The following is a 23,221-nucleotide window of genomic DNA, read 5'->3' on the forward strand; positions in this document are numbered from 1 at the left end:
TAAGAACATTCTACTCATTATAATAAAATATAATATGGAAAAATGTAATCCTTTATATGTAAATTAATAGATTTATTTTGCAGGAAAATATACTTGTTGAAAACGCACAGCAAACATAAAAATATCTGTATTTTATCTGGTTCAAATATGTGATAAAATTTGCTTTAAACTGTAAAAGTTTAAACACACAAATGCAATGATATATGTTACAATCACAAGGTATGTGTCAGCATAAATGAAAAAATAATACAGAATGTAACAGCTTGAAGTAAACATCTGACGCAAATAATACTGATATCTGTGAAAGGAAAAGTGTATGAGTAAAGAAAATAACAACGGCGACAGAGAAAAGTTCGCCTCCAGACTTGGGTTCATCCTCGTGTCGGCGGGATGTGCTATTGGCCTTGGAAATGTATGGAAGTTCCCGTATATATGCGGGCAGAATGGCGGAGCGATATTTATCGTGATATATCTGCTGTGTCTGTTGCTTCTGGGATATCCTATCCTTACCTGTGAGTTTGCGATAGGCAGAGGAAGCGGCAAGAGCGTTGGTTCAGCGCTTAAGGAGCTTGCGCCGAAGGGCGGCAACTGGCATAAATTCAGCTGGTATGCCTATGCCGGCAACTATCTGCTGATGATGTTTTATACTATGGTAGCGGGCTGGATGGTATACTATGTGTACGTCATGGGATCAGGACAGCTTCATGGTGGGTCAGTAGAAGCAATAGAAGACAAATTTACAGGGATGCTTGCATCACCGGGACTTATGGTCGCGATCACACTTGCGGTCATCGTGTGTTGTATAGGTATATGTTCACTGGGACTTCAGAACGGAGTGGAGAGGGTGACAAAGATCATGATGTTTGCACTTATAGTTCTGATGATAGTCATGGCAGTGAATTCGCTCATGCTCTCGGGCAACGAAGAAGGACTTAAGTTCTATCTTGTTCCAAGTATCGAGCGTGCAAATGCCAGAGGCTGGGGCAATGTATTATTTGACGCCATGACCCAGGCATTTTTTACACTCAGTGTAGGTATGGGATCCATGGAGATATTTGGAAGTTATATAGGCAAGGAGAGAAAATTGTCTGGCGAGGCGAAGAGTGTTATGTACCTTGATACATTTGTGGCACTCATGGCCGGAGTCATCATATTGCCAGCATGCTTTGCGTACGGGATCAGCCCGGACAAGGGACCATCACTTCTGTTTATGACCCTGCCGAATGTGTTCAACCACATGCCGGGAGGAAGAGTGTGGGGAATTCTGTTCTTCATATTCATGTCATTTGCGGCGCTTTCCACGGTTATCGCGGTGTTTGAGAATATCATATCGATAAGTATAGATATGTTTGGATGGAAGAGAAAGAAGTCACTTATTATAAATCTGATCGGGATATCAGTGCTCTCCCTGCCGGCTGTGCTTGGATTCAATGTGCTTTCAGGAATCACTCCGATGGGAGCGGGTACAAATATCATGGATCTGGAAGATTTTCTCGTATCGGGAAATATCCTCCCACTCGGATCATTACTTTTTGTCCTGTTCTGTACAAGAAAGAATGGATGGGGATTTGAAAACTTTGTCGCTGAGGCAGACACCGGTATCGGTAAGCCGTTTCCGCAGTACCTAAGAAAATACATGTCATACGTGCTGCCGCTTATAATTGTGGTAATCTATTTCAAGGGATACTACGATACATTTGCCCCGAAGGGACCAAAACTGCTGTGTATCTGGATGGGAGTTGCAGCATTGTTTGTTCTTTTCATAGGCTATCTGGCGTTTGGACATGGACGGGAGAGCAGGACAGATAAAAAAGAGTGAAAATTTCAGTGAATTTAACACGGACTTATTGTCTTTTGAAGCAAAACATGATATTATATAAGTACCAACAGTAAGTCCTTCGATAGTGCGTTTATCTATGTAAGTGTTCTGTGTGAGCATCGCTCGGAGGCAATTGGTATTTTAAATATTTCAAAAAAGGGATTGAAACCGCGATATGGGTCGCAAGGTTCAATCCCTTTTTGATTATGTCAGCTCGTAAACACCCTTAAGTATTCCAAGTTCTCTCATAAGCTCAAGTTCCTCAGTGTAATGTCCAGTCTGCAGATGTGAATAGAACAGATTAGAAAATACATCCGCTATCTGAACAAATTTGTTGCAGGCCGAGTCAAAGTAGCTCACTGAGAAATTACCTGCGACCTGACCTGACAGTGAAAGCTCAGTGTTCAGATAATTTTCAAGGAATGATTTGTTCTCCACCCGCTCATTCCTCTCGTCAAGCTGCAGAAAGCAGTCCTCGTCAGGAAGATATCCATTCTGTATGAAGTAGAGCAGGGCAGATTTGATGGAGAAGTTGAATGTCCTGGAGATGTTGTCGAAGAAGCGGTTCGGCAGATTTTCATTCTTCATCATGATATAGTACACGTCAAAGTGATGCTTCCTGGAGAAGTAATCCACAAATATGTGCTTCATGTCTCTGTCAAACTGTGCACCTTTTAGTTCACGGAATTTGCCGTCCCGGAACATTCTCCCGCCGTGCTTGGTGATCTTGCCGGTCATGTCATCGACTTTATCACTGTCCAGATCAAGAAGCATCTCATAGTTGGAAGAAATAAATCTCTTGTAAGCACGCTCAAGGGCGACGGGATCGAGGACATGGATCATAGACACCACGAAATACTGATCGTTTGTGGCATATTTATTGATAGAACCTGATTCGTCTATGTAAATGTTCACGATTCCCGCCTCCTTGTATAATCTGAATCGCCGCTGATGTAAGTAGTCAGGCTGGCGGTTCCTTTTCAAAAAAAACTAGTCCACTGACACAAGCTCGATCTTGAAGTTGAGCTCTTTGCCGGCCATCTCATGGTTTGCATCAAATGTGATGGATTCGTCATCTTTTTCAATGACCTTTACAAGGAACTGCTGTCCCATGGAATTGGCAAGGTATACCTGATTGCCGACCTCAAGATTCTCAGCGCCAGGCATATCTGCAAGAGGAGCCTTGATGATGGCCTCCGGGTCAGGCATTCCGTATGCGTCCTCAGGACGAAGATGTACATCGATGATATCGCCAACGTTCATGCCCTCAACTGCCTGATCAAATCCCGGAATCATCTGTCCTGCACCGCAAACGAACTCGATAGGCTCGCCTCTGTCATATGAAGAATCGAACTTTGTTCCGTCGTTGAATGTTCCTGTGTAGTGAACCTTACAGGTTCTTCCTGTGTTACTCATAAAAATTTGTCCTCCAATTGGGTAATATGTCATTAATTGTAACATGAAATAGAGGGAATGGATATAGGAAAAATTATGGCGTTCCGACCTCGATAAGATTGCCGTCAGGATCATAGAATCTGATGACTTTTTGTCCCCATGAATGAGTCATGAGACGATTGACATATTCAATGTTGTATGGCGACTCATCAAGTTTTTGTGCAAACTCCTCGATATTATTTTCTTCAAAATATAACTCCGAAGCATTGTTATGTGGAATTACAAGATTTTCAATGAATTCAGCCCAAATAGTTGCATCCTGAAGGACCAGCCCTCCCGTCAGGATCACATTTCCCTCGTTGTCCAAGATAACCTCAAGCCCGAAGATATCTTTGTAAAATTTTTTTGATCGTTCAATGTCATTTACGACGATTAGTACATTTTTTAATTGCATAGCGGTTTTCCCCCAAGTGTATAATATAAGTTGGTTTCTAGTGTTTAGTTTACCAAATGATTTGCAAACAGTCTACATAATATATGGTAAAATTAGAAAAAACTATTTATTGATTGCAGCGGCAGCGTATTGTGCAGTCGGCGAGGATAGAGTAAACTGAAAACAGTTTAGAATGAATGGAGATAAATTATGTTGAAATTAGGATGTCATGTAGGAATGTCTGGCAAGGATATGATGCTCGGCTCAGTGAAGGATGCTGTGGCATTTGGCGCAAATACATTTATGCTTTACACAGGCGCACCGCAGAATACGAGACGCAAGGATATATCGGAGCTTAAGATACAGGAGGCACATGAACTCATGGTTCAGAACGGCATAGAGGAGTTCGTGGTCCATGCGCCGTATATAATCAATCTTGCAAATACAGTAAATCCTGCGACTTATGAAATCGCAGTGGAATTCCTCGCAAAGGAGATTGACAGGGCGACAGCGATGGGATCACAGACCATAGTCCTTCATCCGGGCTCACATGTAGGAGAGGGCGTGGACAAGGGAATTGCAAGCATAGTAAAGGGTCTGAATGAAGTCCAGACCGCAGACACCGCATGCCATATAGCGCTTGAGACCATGGCGGGCAAGGGGAGCGAGATCGGAAGAAACTTCGAGGAGCTGGCACGCATATATGATGGCGTTAACTACAATGACAAGCTCAGAGTATGTTTTGACACCTGCCACACCAGCGATGCGGGGTACGACATAATACACGACTTTGACGGTGTCATGGAGAAGTTCGACAGACTCATCGGCAAAGATCAGATAGCCGTGTTCCATATGAACGACAGCAAGAACGAGCCGGGAGCGGCTAAAGACAGACACGAGAACTTTGGGTTTGGCAAGATAGGTTTTGAGCCACTCATGTACATCATGAACCATCCGGACTTCATGGAAGTCCCAAAGATCCTGGAATCCCCATACATCAAAGACCCGGAAAACAGAAAGAAAAGCTACGAGCCGTTCAAACGGGAGATAGCAATGATCCGAAATGGGAAATTCGATCCGAAGATGAGGGAGAAAGTGGTGGAAGATAACAGATAAAAAAGGAGTTCTACTTAGTAGAACTCCCTGAATGTTTTCTTTCGGCATCTCTGCCTATCCGGGTTTTGGTAAACAAACAACCCTTATAAAGCTCAGCCATGCACTGTTTCCCGAAACATCACACGCATCATCACTCTACAGCCTGCTACGACTATTAAGTTTACGTCAGGCTGATAGGCAACTCCTGTCACCTGCATAACAGCGCTTTCGCCCTGTTTCTACTATTCATTATAAGCTGAGCCGCAAGAAAGGCAATAAACCTGTGGTTTACCATTGCATATCTAGTGTTCAGTCAAAACACAGGTAATCAGCCATTCATCTGCTTCAAAAACTATAATAAAAGAGATGTATGTTGTGTATGGGCTATCGGTAGTGAAGACTGCCGAGCTTCAGGATTTTCCTGCCGAGCTGAAGACCGCAGCGCCCTTATCGCGGTCGTAAGCGAGTGCAAATGGAAAATTCTGAAGCGACAGCAGTCGAACGTGATAGCACATACACAACATACATCTCTTTTTTCATGAACTGAATACAGATGAAGGACTGATTACCGTCCGTCCCTTACTTCTCCGGATGCTCTGTCAGCCAGTGCTCGATGACCTGCGCATCAGAGTGACACTGCACAAAAGTTCCATTGATTCTCTGGGTACTCTCAATACCCTTTCCAGTCGTGATGACAAGCTCGCCAGGCTGAGCCTCATCGAGGGCTCTTGTGAGAGCCTGCTCCCTGTCAACGATTATATAGCAAGGCTTTGTGATGTACTGCTTGATCTCCTTACAGATCTCCTCACAGGACTCAAAGCCCGGATCCTCCATGGTGAGAACAACCTTGTCGGCATACTGCTCAGCAAGTCTTCCCATATCCTCACGGCGCTTCTTGTAACGCTCACCGCCACAGCCGAATACAACGGTTATAGACTTTGGCTTCATGGTCTTTTTAACCATCTCATACAGTCTGTACATGCTTATATAGTTGTGTGCGTAGTCGATCATAAATGTGCGATCCTTCCAGTGATATACCTGTAGTCTTCCCGGAACATATACATCTCTGATGCTGCTTCTGATCTGATCATTTGGAATGCCGATGAGAAGAGAGGAGATGATGGCGGCAACAATATTTTCAACATTGTAATCACCGATCAGGTTGGTGTTGTATGCTCTGTTCTCTCCTCCGTATATAAGCTCAAAGTAGCTGTTATGGTCTGTGAGATCTTCATTGTGGATGCTGGCGAATTCAGTATCCTTTTCAAAGAAATCGTCATCCCTTGACATGAGCTTTTCAATTGATTCCTTGCTTCCGTATACAACAACGTGCTTGTCCCTTACTTCATTATATATAGTTTCAAAATATCTTGTGTCACTGTACAGCACAACGTTGTCGCACTGCTTCAGGAAGGATACCTTGCATCCGAGATAGTCCTCCATGGAGGCGTGCTCTGTCGGGCTGATGTGATCGTAGTCGATATTGGTAAATACTCCGACCTTGTAGTGCTCTCCGTAGATGCGGTTCATCTTCATGGCCTGGGAAGAAACTTCCATTATACAGTGTGTACAGCCTTCATCTACAGCCATGTCGAAGTATGTCTGGAGTTCAATAGGCTCAGGTGTGGTGAGAGTGGTCTCAAAAACCTTTGTTCCAACATCAATCTCATGGGTTGAGAATGCTGAGCATCTGTTGTCGGTGTATTTGTCCAGTATATCCTTCATGACAAATGTAACTGTGGTCTTTCCCTTTGTTCCGGTGATCCCGACCTTGACCATGTTATCGCCTGGATTGCCGAAGAACCATCTGGCAGCAAGAGCCATGGCCTTTCTTATATCATTTACAATAATATAAGGAATGTCCACGTCGTCGTACTTTTGCTGTGACAAATATACGATGGCGCCCTGTGCGATGGCTGATTTCAGGTAATCCTCCTTAAATGAGGCACCCTTGCACACGAAGAATGTACCTGGGACCACATCCTTGGAATTGATGGTTATATGGGAAGGAGTGATGTCTTTGCAATCCTCCGAATATTCAGTTATAAGATCCTGCCCGCTTAAAATATCCAATAAAGCTGTAAATTGTAAATTCTCTTTCATACTTTTCCCCTTGGAATGTGTCTTTTATTGTATTTGTACGGACTTATGATCCGTACGACTAAATGTATCACTTATTATGCTTTCTATAAATAATTATGTCAAATAAAAAATACTCAGATCATTAGTTCTGTTCTCTTCATATTTATCTCCATTTGCATACAAATATATCCAAGCTGGTATAACCATGCCTATTATAGCATAACATCAGGTATTATAGCACTTAAATTGTCGAAATGCGAAGCATTTTGACCCGGTATTGATAACTTCTATCATATGCAAAAACTTGTGTTGACAAAGTGCATCTGTTCAATTAAATTGTAGTCGCAATTTAAAAAAGAAAGATGAACTAGTGAAGAGGTTATATGAATATAGTATAGACAGAATACATATTATAAAGAGGTGATGAAATGTCAGAGTTCATAACATTATTTATACCATTTGCCGGAACAACACTGGGATCGGCCATGGTTTTCCTTATGAAAGATAAGATCTCTCCGCTTGTGGAGAAGGCTCTGCTCGGGTTTGCGGCGGGGGTCATGATCGCGGCGTCCATATGGTCACTGCTCATTCCGTCAATAGACATGGCGGAGGCACAGGGCAAGATAGCGTGGCTGCCGGCACTTATCGGATTTGCTCTTGGAATCATATTCCTGCTTGTTCTTGACACGGTGATACCGCACCTTCATCTGGAAAGTGACAAACCGGAGGGCGTCAGGTCAAAGCTTCAGAAGACGACCATGATGATATTTGCAGTCACGCTCCACAATATCCCCGAGGGCATGGCAGTGGGCGTTGTGTACGCCGGCGCAGCCATGGGCAATATGGGCGTGTCCATCACAGGTGCATTTGCACTTTCCATAGGAATCGCTATACAGAACTTCCCGGAAGGTGCAATTGTGTCCATGCCGCTTGTTGGCGAGGGCATGAGCAAGAAGAAGGCATTTCTGTATGGAATGCTGTCCGGAGCTGTGGAGCCGGTCGGAGGTTTCCTCACAGCACTGCTGGCTGTCCAGGTCACACCACTTCTTCCGTATTTCCTTGCATTTGCGGCGGGAGCCATGCTCTATGTGGTCATAGAGGAGCTGATACCTGAGTCTCAGGCGGGCGAGCATACCAATATAGGAACCATCGGTGCGGCGGTGGGCTTCGCTCTTATGATGGTGCTGGATGTGGCACTTGGATAATGACGAAAAATGCTAAATGATAAAATATGAGCAACTACTTATGTTGATTTTAAACATAAGTTAGCTTAAACTAACATCGTAGATCATGTGAGCTCCTGTACCCTCTGTAAACTGCTGAATCGGAGGGACAGCAGGGGTTATACTCGCGCGATACAAGAAAGGAGAAATATAAAAATGATGAATTATCTTGAGATCGAAAAGGTAATAGGAAGAGAGATCCTTGATTCAAGAGGAAATCCAACAGTTGAGGCGGAGGTGTATCTGGCAGATGGAACAGTAGGCCGTGGTGCGGCGCCAAGTGGAGCTTCCACAGGTGAGTTTGAGGCACTTGAGCTTCGTGATGGAGACAAGTCAAGATACCTCGGCAAGGGTGTTCAGAAAGCAGTAGAGAATATAAATACTACTATAAATGACGTACTTACAGGAATGGATGCGTCTGATATATATGCAGTTGATGCAGCAATGATCAAGGCTGATGGAACAAAGGACAAGTCAAACCTTGGAGCAAATGCTGTCCTTGCAGTTTCAATCGCAGCAGCAAGAGCAGCTTCAATATCACTTGACATTCCTCTTTATAGATTCCTCGGTGGAATCTCAGGAAACAAGCTTCCAGTTCCAATGATGAACATCGTAAACGGTGGATGTCATGCTCTGTCATCAGGACTTGACGTTCAGGAGTTCATGATCATGCCAGTTGGCGCTCCATCATTCAAGGAGTGTCTGAGATGGTGTGCAGAGGTATTCCACGCACTTGCAGGAATCCTCAAGGAGAGAGGCCTTGCTACATCAGTAGGTGATGAGGGTGGATTTGCCCCGGCACTTAAGTCTGACGAGGAGGCTATCGAGACAATTCTCGAGGCTGTAAAGAAGGCTGGGTATGAGCCAGGTAAGGACTTCAAGATCGCTATGGATGCTGCTTCATCAGAGTGGAAGAGCGAGAAGGGAAAGGGCTGGTACAAGCTTCCAAAGGCTGGAACAGAGTATACAGCAGAGCAGCTCATCGAGCACTGGGCAAAGCTTGTTGAGAAGTATCCTATCATCTCAATTGAGGATGGTCTCGACGAGGAGGATTGGGAAGGATGGCAGAAGCTCACAACAAGACTTGGCGACAAGGTACAGCTTGTCGGTGATGATCTGTTTGTTACAAATACAGAGAGACTTGCAAAGGGTATCAAGATGGGATGCGCAAACTGTATCCTTATCAAGCTCAACCAGATCGGCTCAGTATCAGAGACACTTGAGGCTATCAAGATGGCTCATAAGGCTGGATACACAGCAATATCATCACACAGATCAGGTGAGACAGCGGATACAACTATCGCAGATCTCGCAGTAGCACTCAACACATGCCAGATCAAGACAGGTGCTCCTTCAAGATCAGAGAGAGTTGCAAAGTACAACCAGCTCCTCAGAATCGAAGAGCAGCTTGGCGACTCAGCTGTATATCCTGGAATCAAAGCTTTCAACGTAAAGCAGTAGGATAATAGCATTAGCCATACGAATGCATCTCCACTGGTGGAATCATCGGTGGAGGTGCTTTTTTTATACTTTAATTAAATAAAAAAATGACTAAAAATTGCCAGATAATATGTGTGTATTTTAACATTAAAAATATGGAATCACTTGACAGATAGTGTTAAACTATACATAGGCTTATCGGGAGGTAGGAATCATGGCTTCAAAAAGAGATTATTATGAAGTTCTCGGCGTATCAAAGACAGCCACAGACGCTGAGATAAAAAGAGCATATAGAACCCTGGCGAAGAAATACCACCCGGACACGAATCCTGGCGATGCGACGGCTGCAGAGAAGTTTAAGGAGGCCTCTGAGGCCTACGCGGTACTGTCTGATGCCGAGAAGAGGAAGATGTATGATCAGTTTGGAATGGCTGCATTCGATGGCTCCGGTGGAGCCGCCGGTGGTGATCCATTCGGAGGCGGAGGCTTCCACTTTGAGGGTGGAGACTTCGGTGATATGTTTGGCGATATATTTGGCTCGTTCTTTGGCGGCGGTGGCCGCTCACAGAGAGGTGGATTTGGCGGATTCGGTCAGGGAAGCTTCAATGCGCGGGGCAGAGATATGGAGGCAAGTGTCACGGTAGATTTTGATGATGCAGTATATGGTTGCGACAAGACTCTGTCGTTCAATGATGGACGGGGAGGAAGTTCCCAGTTCACTGTACACATTCCGGCGGGTATAGACAACGGCGGTGTGATAAGACTGGCTGGCAAGGGATATCCCGGAACCGGCAAGGGTCAGCCTGGAGATATGCTGCTGAAGGTCAATGTAAGAGACAAGGCAGGTTATGAGAGAAAGGGTCTGGATATATACACCACGGCTCTTGTGCCATTTGACACGGCAGTTCTCGGTGGAGAGATATTGGTCCACACCATGTTCGGTGATGTGAAGTGCAAGATAGCACCGGGTACTCAGTCGGGAAGCAAGATAAGGCTTCGTGGCAAGGGTGTCCAGGCGAGGGGCGGCAATACCCATGGAGATCATTATGTTACCGTGAGAATTGCAGTTCCAAGGAACATTTCACCAGAGGCGAAGGATGCGCTTAAGAAGTTCACAGAGCTTGTGAACAAGGGCTGATAATATTATGTTCACATAGAAACCAGGGCGGAAAGCTCACTTTATGAGCGGTCTGCCCTGGTTTTCTCAGCTAAAGCGGGAGATTCTTGACTTTGCAGACAAAAATACATATAAAGATTACTTAAAACAATTGATTTCAGGAGGGAAAATGTTATTAGATAAAGATATACGAGAACCCCTGTTTGATTTCCTTGAGGAGCGATATGGCAAGGTGCGTATCCTTGAGGAGAAGACCGTCGGAAACTCCCGTGCGGATGTGGTAATGGTCATTCCAGACAAGATAGTGGGAATCGAGATAAAAAGTGATGCGGATACATACACGCGGCTGGAGAGTCAGGTAGCAGACTATGATCTATATTTTGACCAGAATATCGTGGTGGTGGGAAGTACACATGCAGGTCATGTGGCAGAGCATGTACCAGACTACTGGGGGATCATATCTGTTGAAGAATATGATACAGGCATCAAGTCAGATACAGATGGCAAGCCAGATGCAGAAGGCCTGGAGGATGGAGTGTCAGACAAGCTGACTCACAAGATCGATTTCTACGTGGTCAGGGAGATGCAGCCTAATCCACGGGCTGATCTGCTTCGTACCATACGTATATTGTGGAGACCGGAGCTTGCACATATCCAGGAGACCTACATTCTTCCGATGTATAAGGGAAAGAGCAAGGATTTCGTCAGGACACTTATAGTGGACAGACTTCCGGCGGAGATCGTGCACCATGAGATAAGTGAGATCCTGTTCGAGAGGGATTATGCCGCCATGATCGAGCAGATACAGGAATTCAGAAAGGCACAGGCGGCAAAGCGCGGCAAGACGGTCAGGAGAAAGAAAAAGAGATACAGAAGAAAAAAGAGAGATGCATAGAGGTGACAGCATGATAAAGAAGTATACATACGGAAAGCCATTTCAGACAGAATCAGTAGTGGTAGATATCGCAGCAGAAAAAGGACAGCCAGATCACGGCAATATAGACTTAACAGCCGGATTTTCGTACACATTTGGTCTTGAGGACAGTGATATAGTGTATGGCCTTGGCGAGGCGAACAGAGGAATCAACAAGAGAGGCTACAAGTACATAAGCAACAATGCAGACAATCCGCATCATCACGAGGATGTATACTCACTGTATGCATCACACAACTTTATTATAGTTTCAGGAGCGCAGACATTTGGCCTGTATTTTGACTATCCATCCACGATCACATTTGACGTGGGATATACGAAGTGCGATGAGCTGCATATTTTCTGTGACAGCGCAGATTTGGATATCTATGTGATAACAGGTGACAGCCCATATGATATCACGAAGCAGTTTAGGAAGATGATCGGAAGGAGTTATATCCCGCCAAAGTTTGCATTTGGATTTGGACAGAGCCGCTGGGGATACAAGACACCGGAGGACTTTGAGACGGTGGCGAGAAAATACAGAGAGAACCACATCCCGATCGATATGGTCTACATGGATATAGATTACATGGACAGCTATAAGGATTTCACCATAAATGACGACTTTGGCGATTTTTCGGAGTATGTGGAGAATCTGAAAAAGGATAATATACGCCTGATCCCGATCATCGATGCCGGAGTAAAGATTGAGGAAGGTTACGATGTGTATGAGGAGGGCGTGGCAAATAACTACTTCTGCAAGAGAGCAGATGGAAGTGATTTCGTTGCGGCGGTATGGCCGGGATATACGCATTTCCCTGATGTGCTGAACCCTGAGGCGAGACGCTGGTTCGGTGCAAAATACAAGATCCTCACGGATGCAGGTATAGAGGGCTTCTGGAATGACATGAATGAGCCGGCGATCTTCTTCACCCCGGAGGGCGTGAGCGAGCTGAAGAAAGCTATGAAGAAGTTCATTGAGAAGGACGAGACTGTGGACGATGTCTGGGGCATCTCGGGTATGGCGGCAGGTGTTGCCAACAATCCGAAGGATTACGCATCTATGTATCACAATGTGGATGGGGAGATGGTGCGTCACGACAAGGTTCACAACCTCTTTGGATATAACATGACAAGGGCGGCAGGCGAGGCGCTTCGCGAGATCTCACCGGATGAGAGACGACTTTTGTTCTCCAGATCGTCTTATATAGGGATGCATCGTTATGGCGGCGTCTGGATGGGCGATAACAAATCGTGGTGGTCACACATCCTGCTCAATATCAAGATGCTTCCGTCCATGAATATGTGCGGTTTCCTGTATACGGGCGCGGATCTCGGCGGATTTGGCTGTGATACTTCAAGGGATCTTCTTCTCAGATGGCTCGCACTCGGTGTGTTCACTCCGCTCATGCGTGACCATTCTTGTGAGGGTACAAGAGATCAGGAGTGCTATCAGTTTGAGCATATAGAGGATTTCAGGAATGTGATCGGTGTCCGTTACCGATTGCTTCCATATATATACAGCGAGTACATGAAGGCTGCCTTGACGGACGACATGATGTTCAAGCCGCTGGCATTTGAATATCCAGATGATAAGATCGCAGCCCATGTGGAGGATCAGCTCATGCTTGGAAATGAGATCATGATCGCACCGGTTTACACGCAGAATGCCATCGGAAGATATGTGTATCTGCCGGAGAATATGATGCTTGTAAGGTTTACGTCAGATGGCAGCGCCACGCAGACGGAGATGCCTGCAGGACATCACTTCGTGGAGGTTCCGGAAAATGAGGTCATCCTGTTTGTAAGAAACGGCAAATGTATACCTGTCGTGGATGTGGCGGAGTGCGTTGCTGATATTGACAAGACTACAATGCAGCTGATCGGCTATAAGAACAGCAGTTATATGCTGTACGATGATGACGGTTATACAAGAGAGTATGATCTGGAGAAGAATTGTGCGCTCTTATTTAAATAAGATGCATGGCAAGGAATAAGCTGGCAGAGGCATGGTTAATATATAATATTACCTAATAGACATCAGAGAATATAACATTAGAGAATATACAAGGAAGAGAAGACATGAAGAACGTAAAATTAATAGCATCCGACATGGATCATACACTGCTTATGGAGAATGGAAAACTCCCGGATGGTTTCTTTGATTACATTGACAGGCTGGATGAGAAGGGGATTCGTTTTGTTGTAGCCAGCGGAAGACCCATGTACACCCTGAGGGACATGTTCGGAGACAAGATGGATAAGATGGTGGTCATCGGTGATAACGGTGCGGCTATTTCCAATTGCGGCAAGATCATATACAAGAGCCTGATGGATGTGGAAGAGTACCAGAGTATGATACGCTTTGTGGAGGACGAGACGGATGGTGTTGCTGTACTGTGTGCCCTATCCGGAGCATATGTCCTGAAAAAATACGAGAAGTATGCGAAGTTTTTCAAAGCATTTCTCAGTAATCTTGTGTTTGTTGATGATATGAGAAGCCTTGACGTCGAGTCCAATAAGTTTACGATATTTGCTCCGGATAAGGATGCCGCTGTGAAGTACAAAGAGATCTATACGCCACGTTTTGGAGATAACTTCTCAGTCACTGTGGGCGGAAGAGAATGGATCGACATCATGAATAAAGGTATCAATAAGGGAATGGCCATGAGAAAGATCGGAGAACTTCTTGGTATCGATACCAGTGAGATGATGGCATTCGGAGACAACTTCAACGATGCGGAGATGCTGAAGACGGTATACTACAGCTATATCGTGGCAAATGCGCAGCCTGGCATGGAGAAGTTTGCAAGATTCCGCGCCCCATCCAATGAGGAGCGTGGAGTGCTCCAGGTTATGGAGCAGGTGCTGGCAGCCAACTTGTAGGCGAAGTATAGAAACAGACATAAATAATGGAAAGAAATCAAAGGCTCAGTCTCTTATTAACAGTGGCTGGGCCTTTTATTGATAATGTAAGCAGTGACCACTAAATCTTAATATTAAACGTAATAAGATTGTAAGATGTGGATGTTAGAATAAAATCATCAGATAGAACAGACAAGAAAATGAAAAGGAAGAGGTATCATGAATATATTATCAACCCACAATCTTACAAAGACATACGGAACAGGAGACAATGTCGTGCATGCGCTTACAGATGTGTCACTTGATATTGAAGAGGGAAAATTTGTATCTATCATAGGCAGTTCGGGAAGTGGAAAGTCAACACTTCTAAATCTCTTAGGGGGTCTCGACAGGCCAACATCAGGAGATGTTATACTGGACGGCAAAGCTATTTTTGAAATGGACGATGAGGCACTTACGATATTCAGAAGACGAAAGATAGGATTTGTTTTCCAGAATTACAATCTGGTGCCAATATTAAATGTGTATGAGAATATAGTGCTTCCGATCGAGCTGGATGGAACGAAGATAGACACTGCGTATGTAGATAAAATTATGGATGTGCTCGGCTTGTCGGAAAAGAAACTTTCCATGCCGAACCAGCTGTCAGGAGGCCAGCAGCAGAGGGTTGCGATAGCCAGAGCGCTGGCAGCAAAACCTTCTATCATATTGGCTGATGAGCCGACAGGCAATCTGGACAGCAAGACCAGTATGGATGTCATTGCATTGTTAAAGCTGACTGGTAAAGAATTTGCACAGACGATAGTGATGATCACTCATAATGAAGAGATAGCAACCATGGCAGACCAGATGATACGGATCGAAGATGGCAGGATCTTCTCAGCAGGAGTACCAGATGGGGGTGAGAAGGATGCTTAGAAACAATAATCAGGCGGCGGTGAGCAGGATATATCACCGCATGTTAAAGCAGAACAAAGTGCGAAATGTAATTGTTATTCTGGCGATCGTTCTCACAACATTTATGTTCACGGCCGTATTTACATTGGGATTTTCAATAGCTAAAAATCTTAACCAGATGCAGCTCAGACTTCAGGGAACAAGATCTTCTATATATATGGAGCGTCCATCTGAAGGTCAGATAAATGATATAAAGGCCTGTCCGTCACTTCTTGCAGCGGGAATACAGATCGATGCACAGACAGTAAGCACGGGATCAGGCAAGTACAGTTATCTGCTTCAGTATGATGATGATACAGAATTTAATGAGAATCTGAAACCTGCCATAACCGATATAAATGGCAGTTATCCGAAGGATGAGAATGAGATAATGCTCACAAAGCAGATACTTGACAATATGGGTATCACGTCGCCAAAGGTAGGCCAGAATGTTACGTTTGTGATGGATGGTGAGAGAAAAAATTTTGTGCTCTCAGGCTGGTACACAGGATTTGCCAAGAGCAGCGTATGCCTGGTGTCAAAGAAATATGTGGATTCCCAGGGGATAGATATGCAGAAGGATGGACGTGTCAGTATCTCCGCAAAGGAGGGCAAGGGTGATAAACTCCAAGATGAACTTGAGAAGAATGTTACTTTGAGGCAGGACCAGAAGTTTGACGTGAAATATGATGTTCAGTCTGAAAATGGTTCAAACCGTGTTTTTATAGCTATAAGTATAGGCATTATAGCTCTTATGATACTCCTTAGTGGATATCTTCTTATATATAATGTAATGTATATATCTGTTACAAAGGATATAAGATTCTATGGAATGCTCAAGACCATCGGGGCTACGATGTCCCAGATACAGAAGATAGTGAAAAAACAGGCCCTATATCTGGCTTGTGTAGGAATTCCGATAGGGGTACTCCTTGGAACTGCGGTGTCGTTTGGCGTTGTTCCTCTTGCTATGAACATGCTGTCGATAGACAGGGAAGCTGCACTTTCATCGGCGGTCAGTTTCAATCCGGGAATATATGTATTCTCCGTGGTATTTGCATTTGCGACTGTATTTATAAGTGCGAGGAAACCGGCAAAATATGCCGGGAAGATATCTGCAATCGATGCAATGAAATATACTGGAAATATATCAGGAACAAGATATAAGTCCACCAGTGGAGGAAGGCCCTGGAAGATGGCATGGAGGAATGTGTTTCGTGAAAAAAAGAGAAGTATACTTGTGTTTGCATCGATATTCATGGGCTCAGTTACATTTCTGTGTGTGAATACATTTATATCATGCATGGATGCGGACAGTTATATAGAGCATTATCTTCACAATGATTATGTGCTATATGGCGGCGGAGAATCAGATAACTATAAGCCTCAGGCGACCATGGCAGACATCGCGGAACAGATGCGAAACATTCCGGGTATGGGTACTGTAGAGGTGAACAGAAGCGCAAAGGTAAAACTGCCATTTGATGCTGAACTTTATGCACCGTTTATTGAGAGCGAGGATGACCCGGAATCTCTTGCGACATTTTATGAGACAACGACCAACAGTGAGGCACAGTATGGGGCACCGCTGATATCGGTCAATTCTGATATGATAAAGCTTTACAACAAAACTGCCAGACAGAAGATAGATATAGAGGCATTTGAAAAAGGAGAGGTATGTCTGATAGGTTATGTAGATTCCATATCAGCGTCGGAGCGGATGGCGGATAAGACTCTGACACTTGTAAATGACCAGACGGGCAGGAAGAGACAGATCTCAGTCGGTGCAGCCATGATGAGAACAGAGCAGTCAGCAATCACCGCCGGATATTACTGGACACTTGGTGGAGCTCCAGAGGCGATATTTGTGAGTGATGCGGTGATGGATGATCTGTTTCCGGATGCGGAGATCTCATGCATCATTGCGGATGCGGAGAAAGGAAAAGAATCAGAAGTGACACCATATGTACAGCGCATCGTAAAGGAAAATCCAGTCATAGCCGGGAGTGATATCAAGTCGGTGGAGGGCTCAGAATTCAAGAAGTCTATGCTGTCGCTTGAGGTGATAGGTGGTGGAATGTCGATCATATTGATACTTATCGGAGTGGTGAATTATATCAATGTCATGATCACCGGTGTATATACGAGAAAACTGGAACTGGCAGTGCTTGAGAGCGTTGGAATGACAAAGAGGCAGATACGTAATATGCTTATGTACGAGGGCATGTTTTATGGTATTATAACAACAGTACTTATTGTGACGCTTGGAAGTCTTATGATGTATGGGGCTGGCCGGCTAAGTGTGAATATAGCCGATTATGCAGTGTTTCATTATCCGTATGCACTTGTTGCCGGAGTAGCTGCTATGCTGTTTGCTATATGCATTGTGGTTCCGGCGATGGTGTTCAGACTTGTGACAAAAGATACGGTGACAAGCCGGCTGAGAGAAGCATCATAGATATTGGGCAGACCGGGAGTTATGAAAATGATATGGAATCAGCATGTAATTGATAGGAGAAAGTATGAAACGTATTTTGGTCGTGGAGGATGATGTGATCATATGTGGAGGTGTGAAGCTATTCCTTGAAAAGAGGGGATACGAAGTTAAAACTGCGTACTCATGCAAGGAGGCGGATGGCTGTCTGGAACATGGCTTTGATCTGATATTGCTTGACAGAAACCTTCCCGATGGAAGGGGCATTGACTACTGCAGAGAACTGAGAAAAAGTACAAAGGTCCCGATCATCTTCCTCACGGCAAGAGATACGGAGGCTGATATGATAGAGGGGTTTTTGGCCGGCTGCGATGACTATATAGCGAAGCCGTTTTCCGTGGAACTTCTGTATCAGCGGATAGAGGCAGTCCTTCGAAGAAGTGAAAATGCACTGGATGGGGTAAAGCATGAACGTTTTCATTATGGGGATATGAGTGTTGACTTTGAACGGATGCAGGTGTACATATCGGATGAACCGATAAAGCTGTCCGTTACGGAATACAGGATACTGGAACTGCTGATAAAAAATAAGGGGCGCGTTCTCACAAGGGATATGATCATACAGAAGATTTGGGATGACAATGAAAATTATGTGGATGAGAACACGCTGAATGTGCATATCAGAAGACTTCGTCAGAAGATAGAAAAGGATGCCGGCAATCCGGAGTACGTGATCACGGTGTTTGGAATCGGATATACATTTGGCGAGACATAGGCAGGGGTAGATAACAGAGATAATATGGATAAATATATTGAAAACTATGGTAAATATACGAAGAGAGTGAGGATGCTGTATGTATGCTCACTTCTTTTGTTTGTGTTTTTAGCAGTATTTGAGTATGTATGTTCAGGAAAAATACTTGCGGCCATAGGTGCACTGGCGTGTGGTGTAGTTATGTTTGTTGTCATAAAGTTGCTGCAGAAGGCGGATGATGACTTTATTTCGGAGGTCGTGGCAGCTATGTCGGATCTTCTGGACAATCTCTCTGAGCTGAAACGGCAGCAGGTATTTCCGGAAAATGATGACTCGCTGGTATCAAGGCTGCAGAGCAAGGTTGACAAGATAATCGATGCGCTGAAGCTTCAGAATTCCAGAGAGAGGCTGGAGCATGAGAAGATTAAGGGGCTGGTATCGGATCTTTCCCATCAACTGAAGACGCCAATATCGAACCTGAGGATGTACACGGATTTTCTGAAAAATCCGGATATAAGTGATGATGAGCGTACTCAGTACTTGCAAGTCCTTGAACTGGCGGTGGAGCGCTTGTCATTTCTCTCGGAGAGTATGATAAAGGTATCCAGACTGGAAAGCGGACTTATCAATCTCGATGTGAAAAGCCAGAGTATAAATGACACTGTGCTGCAGGCAGTGAAAGATGTATATGTGAGTGCGAAAAACGCCGATATAACTATCAGATATGATGAACAGGTGAAATGTGATATACAGCATGACAGAAGATGGACTGCGGAAGCGTGTTTCAATCTTTTGGATAATGCGATAAAATACGGAAAAACTGGAAGTGAGATAGTCCTGTCGGTCAGAAAACTAGGGCTCACGGTTGAAATCAGTGTGACAGATGAGAATGAACCAATAGGAGAGGATGAGCGTACACATATATTTGAGAGGTTTTACCGTGGCAGAAATTCCGGTGACAAGGATGGCGTTGGAATAGGTCTTTATCTGTCAAGGGAGATCATAGAAAAACAGGGCGGAATGTTAAGTGTTATTCCACAAAAGGATGGTAACAAGTTCGTGATCGTGCTGCAGAGCCGATGAATGGAATAATGGCATGATTATATATAAAGGAGTACATATGATTTACACATACCCGGATTATTATAAGAAATTCAGCTGCATAGCGGACAAATGCCCGGACACATGCTGCGGCAAATGGCAGATAGTGATAGATGATGATTCGTTGGAAAAATATGAGGATTATAATGGTGAGTACAGGGATGAGCTGCGCCGCAAGGTAAATTGGAAAGAAGGCGTTTTCAGACACGGCAGAAGTGGAAAGTGTGCATTTCTGCGGGATGACATGCTGTGTGATCTGTATATACACATGGGTAAGGACAGTCTCTGCACCACATGCAGAGAGTACCCGAGACACACAGAGGAATTTGAAAATGTCCGTGAGATCTCGCTGTCTCTGTCGTGCCCGGAGGTGGCACGGATGCTGATGAACATCACGGGCAAGGTGACATTTGTGACCGAGGAGGACGATGAGGACGAAGTGTTCGATGACTTTGATTATTTCCTGTACTCCAATCTGGAGGATATCCGGGAGGCGATACTGAATGTCATTCAGGACAGAAGTGTGGACATCCGGATCAGAATCGAGCGGGTGCTTCAGATTGGCGCGTCGGCACAGAGACACTATGATGAGGGCGACCTTGTCATGTGGGATGAGTGTGAGGAGCAGGATAAGCCGGAGATTTGCAGGAAATTAGAATCTTGCCCAGAGCATTCTAATACGGAGATCAATAATGAAGTCTTTTCAGATGATGAATATGTCTTGTTACAGAGACAGTTTGGCTTTCTTCAGGGCGAGCTGGAGCTTTTGTACGACGACTGGGAGGATGTGCTCATAGAGTCACAGAGTCTTCTGTTCAGCGATGGCGCGGAAACATTTGCGGAGAACAGGAGAAGGTTTGAGGCATGGTGGCGCAGGCATTCTGCGTGTCAGGATATGGCAGATGAGCGGGCTGCGGACAGCAATGCTTCAGAAGAGAATGTAAATGCTGATGATCAAGGCATGCGCGATCTGAACTCTGATTTCTGCGATGCATCTGTCGGTGAAATACTGCCTTCTATGGAGATTGTGCTAGAGCAGATCGTAGTATACTTCATCTCGATATATCTTCTGGGAGCCGTGTACGACGACAACATCATCGGCAAAGTGGAGGCCTGCGTAGGACATGCTGTTGAGCTTTATATGCTGCTCATGGCCAGATGGCTGAAAAATGGAGAGCAGATTTCCATGGATGACCTCATAGAACTGGCATACAGATATTCAAGGGAGATAGAGCATTCTGACGAAAACCTGGAGAAGGTGGAAGTGCTGGATTGGTTTGGAAAGATAGATTAGTCTATTGGTTTGTGAGGAGATGATGAAAATTCTGGACAACATGATAGAAATGTATAAGTCTGAAATGGAAAAAGCTTTGGCGATGACTTCAACGACAGGGAGATGCTTGATACAGTGTATTACAGCTATATAGTTGCAAATACGCAGGCTGGCAGAAAGTAAAAACGATTTGCAAAATTAAGCCTTACACCGCTTGTAGAAATAAGTAACTTACAGCTTAAATGTTATAGTAAATATACTTCCGTGCGGAATATTGTCACTGACTGTTATGTCAGCACCGTGGAGCTCTGCTATGCTCCTGGCGATGCTGAGACCGAGTCCAAAGTGATTTTTATGGTCGTTGCGTCTGGAATAGAAGGTTTCGAAAATGTGCGGCTTATCTTCATCGCTTATTCCAGAACCTGTATCTGATACTGTATAGTATAGATTTGAAACATCCGCGGATACAGATATTGCTATCTGTCCATCGGCGGTGCATGATATGGCATTGTCCACCAGAATAGATAGGCATTGAAGCATTCTATCCCTGTCCATGTAGACAGGTGAAAGGGGATTGTCAGGTATGGATACTGCCAGGTCAAGACTTTTTTGCATGGCAATTGATTCAAAGCGATCGTATAATTCTATTATTATATCTTCCGGGTGAATGTCATCGAAGTTATCCCTGCCTGACTTCTTTATATCAGCAAATGTCAGGAGATTGTTCACCATATCGGTCATTCTGTCACATTCCCTCTGGGCTGTCAAAATATAATCATTGTCAGTCTTGTCAGGATTACTGCCAGACAGTCCGTTGAGACATGATTTTATGACGGTTACAGGAGTCTTCAGTTCATGGGATGCTACAGCTATGAACATATCCTGTTTCTTATAAGCCACATTTACAGGGATAAGTATCCTGCCTGTAAAAATGCATGAGAATATGGACAGAAGTATTATTGCTATGGTAGTAATGATCAGAAATAAAATCATCATTTTTGCTTTGTATGCAGACAGCGTAGCGTTGTTGAATATGGTGTGTATGGTATAGAAATTTCCACCTATATTTATGATGCTGTAGCTGTTCCAGTAGTCGGTATGATCATATCTGACAATATAAAATCTCCTGTTGTTTTCGCCCTGATTTATCGCATTGTAATAATCTTTCCAGTACATCGGCTGATTGTAAGGAGATGCAGCTTCAAAAATTGACGCGCTCTCTGCAAAGCTGTTCGTGGAGACGATTGTGTTGTTGTTTCGCAGCACGTCTATATTAAGATTTTTCTCACTATATTCATTGAGGATAGGCATGTCTATGATGCTCACCTGTTCAAGATATGAGAATAAAAGGTTTACATCCCTTGTGTACGATATGTACGTGCTGTTTGTGTACTCCTTTATCACAGTGTGGAGCAGAAGAATGGACATGGCAGTCAGAATAATTGCTATGACGGAGGAGAGAAATATGGAAAGTTTTCTTTTGAGCTGTTCTATCATATAGATGTGTCCTCCTTTCTGCAGACTAGCATGTAGCCACTGCCGTATACGACCTTTATCACAAGACTGCTATGGATGGTTTTTAATCTGTTTCTCAGAAAATAAATGTAATTCAGTATATTCCCATTTCCCACATTTGAGGTCAGTCCCCATATGGCTTCGATGATCTCGTCTTGACTTACCAGCTTACCAGCAGATCTCAGCAATAATTCAAATAGCTGGGATTCTCTGTTGGTGAGCCGCACCGACTGGGTACCACATTGAAGTGTCCGGCTGTCGAGCATATAAGTGACATCACCATATGAATAGTCAAATGTACCAATCTGTTGGGTTCTTCGGTAAAGTGCGTTTATACGAGCCAACAGCTCATCAAATTCAAAAGGCTTGACAATATAATCGTCGGCACCGTGGGAAAATGCTGCAGTTTTGTTCTCGAGTGTCCCAAGGGCTGTGAGCATAATCACGGGTATCGATATCCTGTCAAAGTATAACTGATTGAGAATGTCCAGACCGGACATGTCAGGGAGCATCCAGTCAAGCACCAGGATGTCGATATCCACCCCGGAATATATGAGCTCTGTGCTCTGCTTTCCAGTTGTACACAGCGTCACAGATATTCCGTGATCTTCCATTTGTCTTTTCAGTATTTTCCCAAGATTGAGGTCGTCCTCCACAAGCAGCAGGTTCATACATATCCCCTTTTCGTTATTGTAATCTGGAATGTAGTTCATTTCATTCTTACTTTATAGTAATTCATTTGGGGAGCGTTTGAAAGCGGTATACGCAATTTAGATGGTTTTTAGATAATCTGAGAGTCTGTAGATGCTACAATTTGTACATG

The 23,221-nt window shown here is 44.3% G+C and carries 19 protein-coding genes and 1 pseudogene; 14 read left to right on the top strand and 6 right to left on the bottom strand.

The genetic code is table 11. The annotated features are described in order from the left end of the window. Positions 1-316 precede the first annotated feature (316 nt). Positions 317-1,819: a sodium-dependent transporter gene (locus tag DXD11_RS07050; RefSeq protein ID WP_118017247.1), complete on the top strand. Its 1,503-nt coding sequence runs from the start codon at positions 317-319 to the stop codon at positions 1,817-1,819. Between the two features lie 204 nt (positions 1,820-2,023). Here the strand turns inward: DXD11_RS07050 and DXD11_RS07055 are convergent, their stop codons facing one another. From DXD11_RS07055 to DXD11_RS07065, 3 genes are all read right to left on the bottom strand, one after another. Next, positions 2,024-2,734, bottom strand: coding sequence for a DUF3800 domain-containing protein (locus DXD11_RS07055; RefSeq protein ID WP_118649726.1), 711 nt, complete (start codon positions 2,732-2,734; stop codon positions 2,024-2,026). Between the two features lie 75 nt (positions 2,735-2,809). Continuing rightward, on the bottom strand, positions 2,810-3,235 hold the full coding sequence (locus DXD11_RS07060) for an FKBP-type peptidyl-prolyl cis-trans isomerase (RefSeq protein WP_004850005.1): 426 nt from the start codon (positions 3,233-3,235) through the stop codon (positions 2,810-2,812). A 73-nt stretch (positions 3,236-3,308) separates the two neighbouring features. Continuing rightward, the gene (locus tag DXD11_RS07065; protein WP_117550788.1) at positions 3,309-3,668 is read right to left on the bottom strand and encodes a VOC family protein; all 360 of its coding nucleotides are present in this window, start codon (positions 3,666-3,668) and stop codon (positions 3,309-3,311) included. Between the two features lie 192 nt (positions 3,669-3,860). On the opposite strand from DXD11_RS07065, the gene DXD11_RS07070 reads away from it, so the two are divergent. Beyond that, positions 3,861-4,763, top strand: a complete 903-nt coding sequence (locus DXD11_RS07070; protein WP_118758122.1) for a deoxyribonuclease IV — start codon at positions 3,861-3,863, stop codon at positions 4,761-4,763. A gap of 558 nt (positions 4,764-5,321) precedes the next feature. Here DXD11_RS07070 and DXD11_RS07075 read toward each other — a convergent pair. Beyond that, the gene (locus DXD11_RS07075) at positions 5,322-6,845 is read right to left on the bottom strand and encodes a Mur ligase family protein (RefSeq protein WP_118649724.1); all 1,524 of its coding nucleotides are present in this window, start codon (positions 6,843-6,845) and stop codon (positions 5,322-5,324) included. A gap of 407 nt (positions 6,846-7,252) precedes the next feature. Between DXD11_RS07075 and DXD11_RS07080 the strand changes: the two genes are divergently transcribed. The 12 genes and pseudogenes from DXD11_RS07080 to DXD11_RS14860 all read left to right on the top strand — a co-directional run. Then, entirely contained in the window at positions 7,253-8,029 is a 777-nt protein-coding gene (locus tag DXD11_RS07080) for a ZIP family metal transporter (protein WP_118758065.1), read from the top strand. A gap of 177 nt (positions 8,030-8,206) precedes the next feature. Further along, positions 8,207-9,508, top strand: a complete 1,302-nt coding sequence (gene eno, locus DXD11_RS07085) for a phosphopyruvate hydratase (RefSeq protein WP_118649827.1) — start codon at positions 8,207-8,209, stop codon at positions 9,506-9,508. Positions 9,509-9,701: 193 nt separating this feature from the next. Further along, positions 9,702-10,625 carry a DnaJ C-terminal domain-containing protein gene (locus DXD11_RS07090; protein ID WP_015533746.1) on the top strand — a complete coding sequence of 308 codons (924 nt, stop codon included), beginning with the start codon at positions 9,702-9,704 and terminating at the stop codon, positions 10,623-10,625. A 148-nt stretch (positions 10,626-10,773) separates the two neighbouring features. Further along, positions 10,774-11,499 carry a sce7726 family protein gene (locus DXD11_RS07095; protein ID WP_117550781.1) on the top strand — a complete coding sequence of 242 codons (726 nt, stop codon included), beginning with the start codon at positions 10,774-10,776 and terminating at the stop codon, positions 11,497-11,499. Positions 11,500-11,509: 10 nt separating this feature from the next. Continuing rightward, positions 11,510-13,498, top strand: coding sequence for a glycoside hydrolase family 31 protein (locus DXD11_RS07100; protein ID WP_118758123.1), 1,989 nt, complete (start codon positions 11,510-11,512; stop codon positions 13,496-13,498). Positions 13,499-13,602: 104 nt separating this feature from the next. Then, complete coding sequence (locus DXD11_RS07105) at positions 13,603-14,406, top strand: HAD family hydrolase (protein ID WP_004850024.1); 804 nt, start codon at positions 13,603-13,605, stop codon at positions 14,404-14,406. A 198-nt stretch (positions 14,407-14,604) separates the two neighbouring features. Beyond that, a complete protein-coding gene (locus DXD11_RS07110) occupies positions 14,605-15,303 on the top strand; it encodes an ABC transporter ATP-binding protein (protein ID WP_118758066.1) in 699 nt (232 codons plus the stop codon). Next, positions 15,296-17,779: an ABC transporter permease gene (locus DXD11_RS07115; RefSeq protein WP_243105831.1), complete on the top strand. Its 2,484-nt coding sequence runs from the start codon at positions 15,296-15,298 to the stop codon at positions 17,777-17,779. Before DXD11_RS07110 ends, DXD11_RS07115 begins: the two co-directional genes overlap by 8 nt. A 64-nt stretch (positions 17,780-17,843) precedes the next feature. Then, positions 17,844-18,530, top strand: a complete 687-nt coding sequence (locus DXD11_RS07120) for a response regulator transcription factor (RefSeq protein ID WP_118758067.1) — start codon at positions 17,844-17,846, stop codon at positions 18,528-18,530. Positions 18,531-18,554: 24 nt separating this feature from the next. Continuing rightward, entirely contained in the window at positions 18,555-19,592 is a 1,038-nt protein-coding gene (locus DXD11_RS07125; RefSeq protein WP_118758068.1) for a sensor histidine kinase, read from the top strand. 37 nt (positions 19,593-19,629) lie between these two features. Continuing rightward, complete coding sequence (fliB, locus tag DXD11_RS07130; RefSeq protein WP_118758069.1) at positions 19,630-20,904, top strand: flagellin lysine-N-methylase; 1,275 nt, start codon at positions 19,630-19,632, stop codon at positions 20,902-20,904. Positions 20,905-20,988: 84 nt separating this feature from the next. Further along, positions 20,989-21,066, top strand: a pseudogene (locus DXD11_RS14860) (hypothetical protein); the annotation flags it as partial. Between the two features lie 48 nt (positions 21,067-21,114). Here the strand turns inward: DXD11_RS14860 and DXD11_RS07140 are convergent. Further along, positions 21,115-22,380, bottom strand: coding sequence for a sensor histidine kinase (locus DXD11_RS07140; RefSeq protein ID WP_118017259.1), 1,266 nt, complete (start codon positions 22,378-22,380; stop codon positions 21,115-21,117). Further along, positions 22,377-23,069, bottom strand: coding sequence for a response regulator transcription factor (locus DXD11_RS07145; protein ID WP_158547604.1), 693 nt, complete (start codon positions 23,067-23,069; stop codon positions 22,377-22,379). Before DXD11_RS07145 ends, DXD11_RS07140 begins: the two co-directional genes overlap by 4 nt. Positions 23,070-23,221 lie beyond the last annotated feature (152 nt).

It is taken from the genome of Coprococcus sp. TF11-13, assembly GCF_003481085.1.
Classification (GTDB): Bacteria; Bacillota; Clostridia; order Lachnospirales; family Lachnospiraceae; genus Coprococcus; species Coprococcus aceti.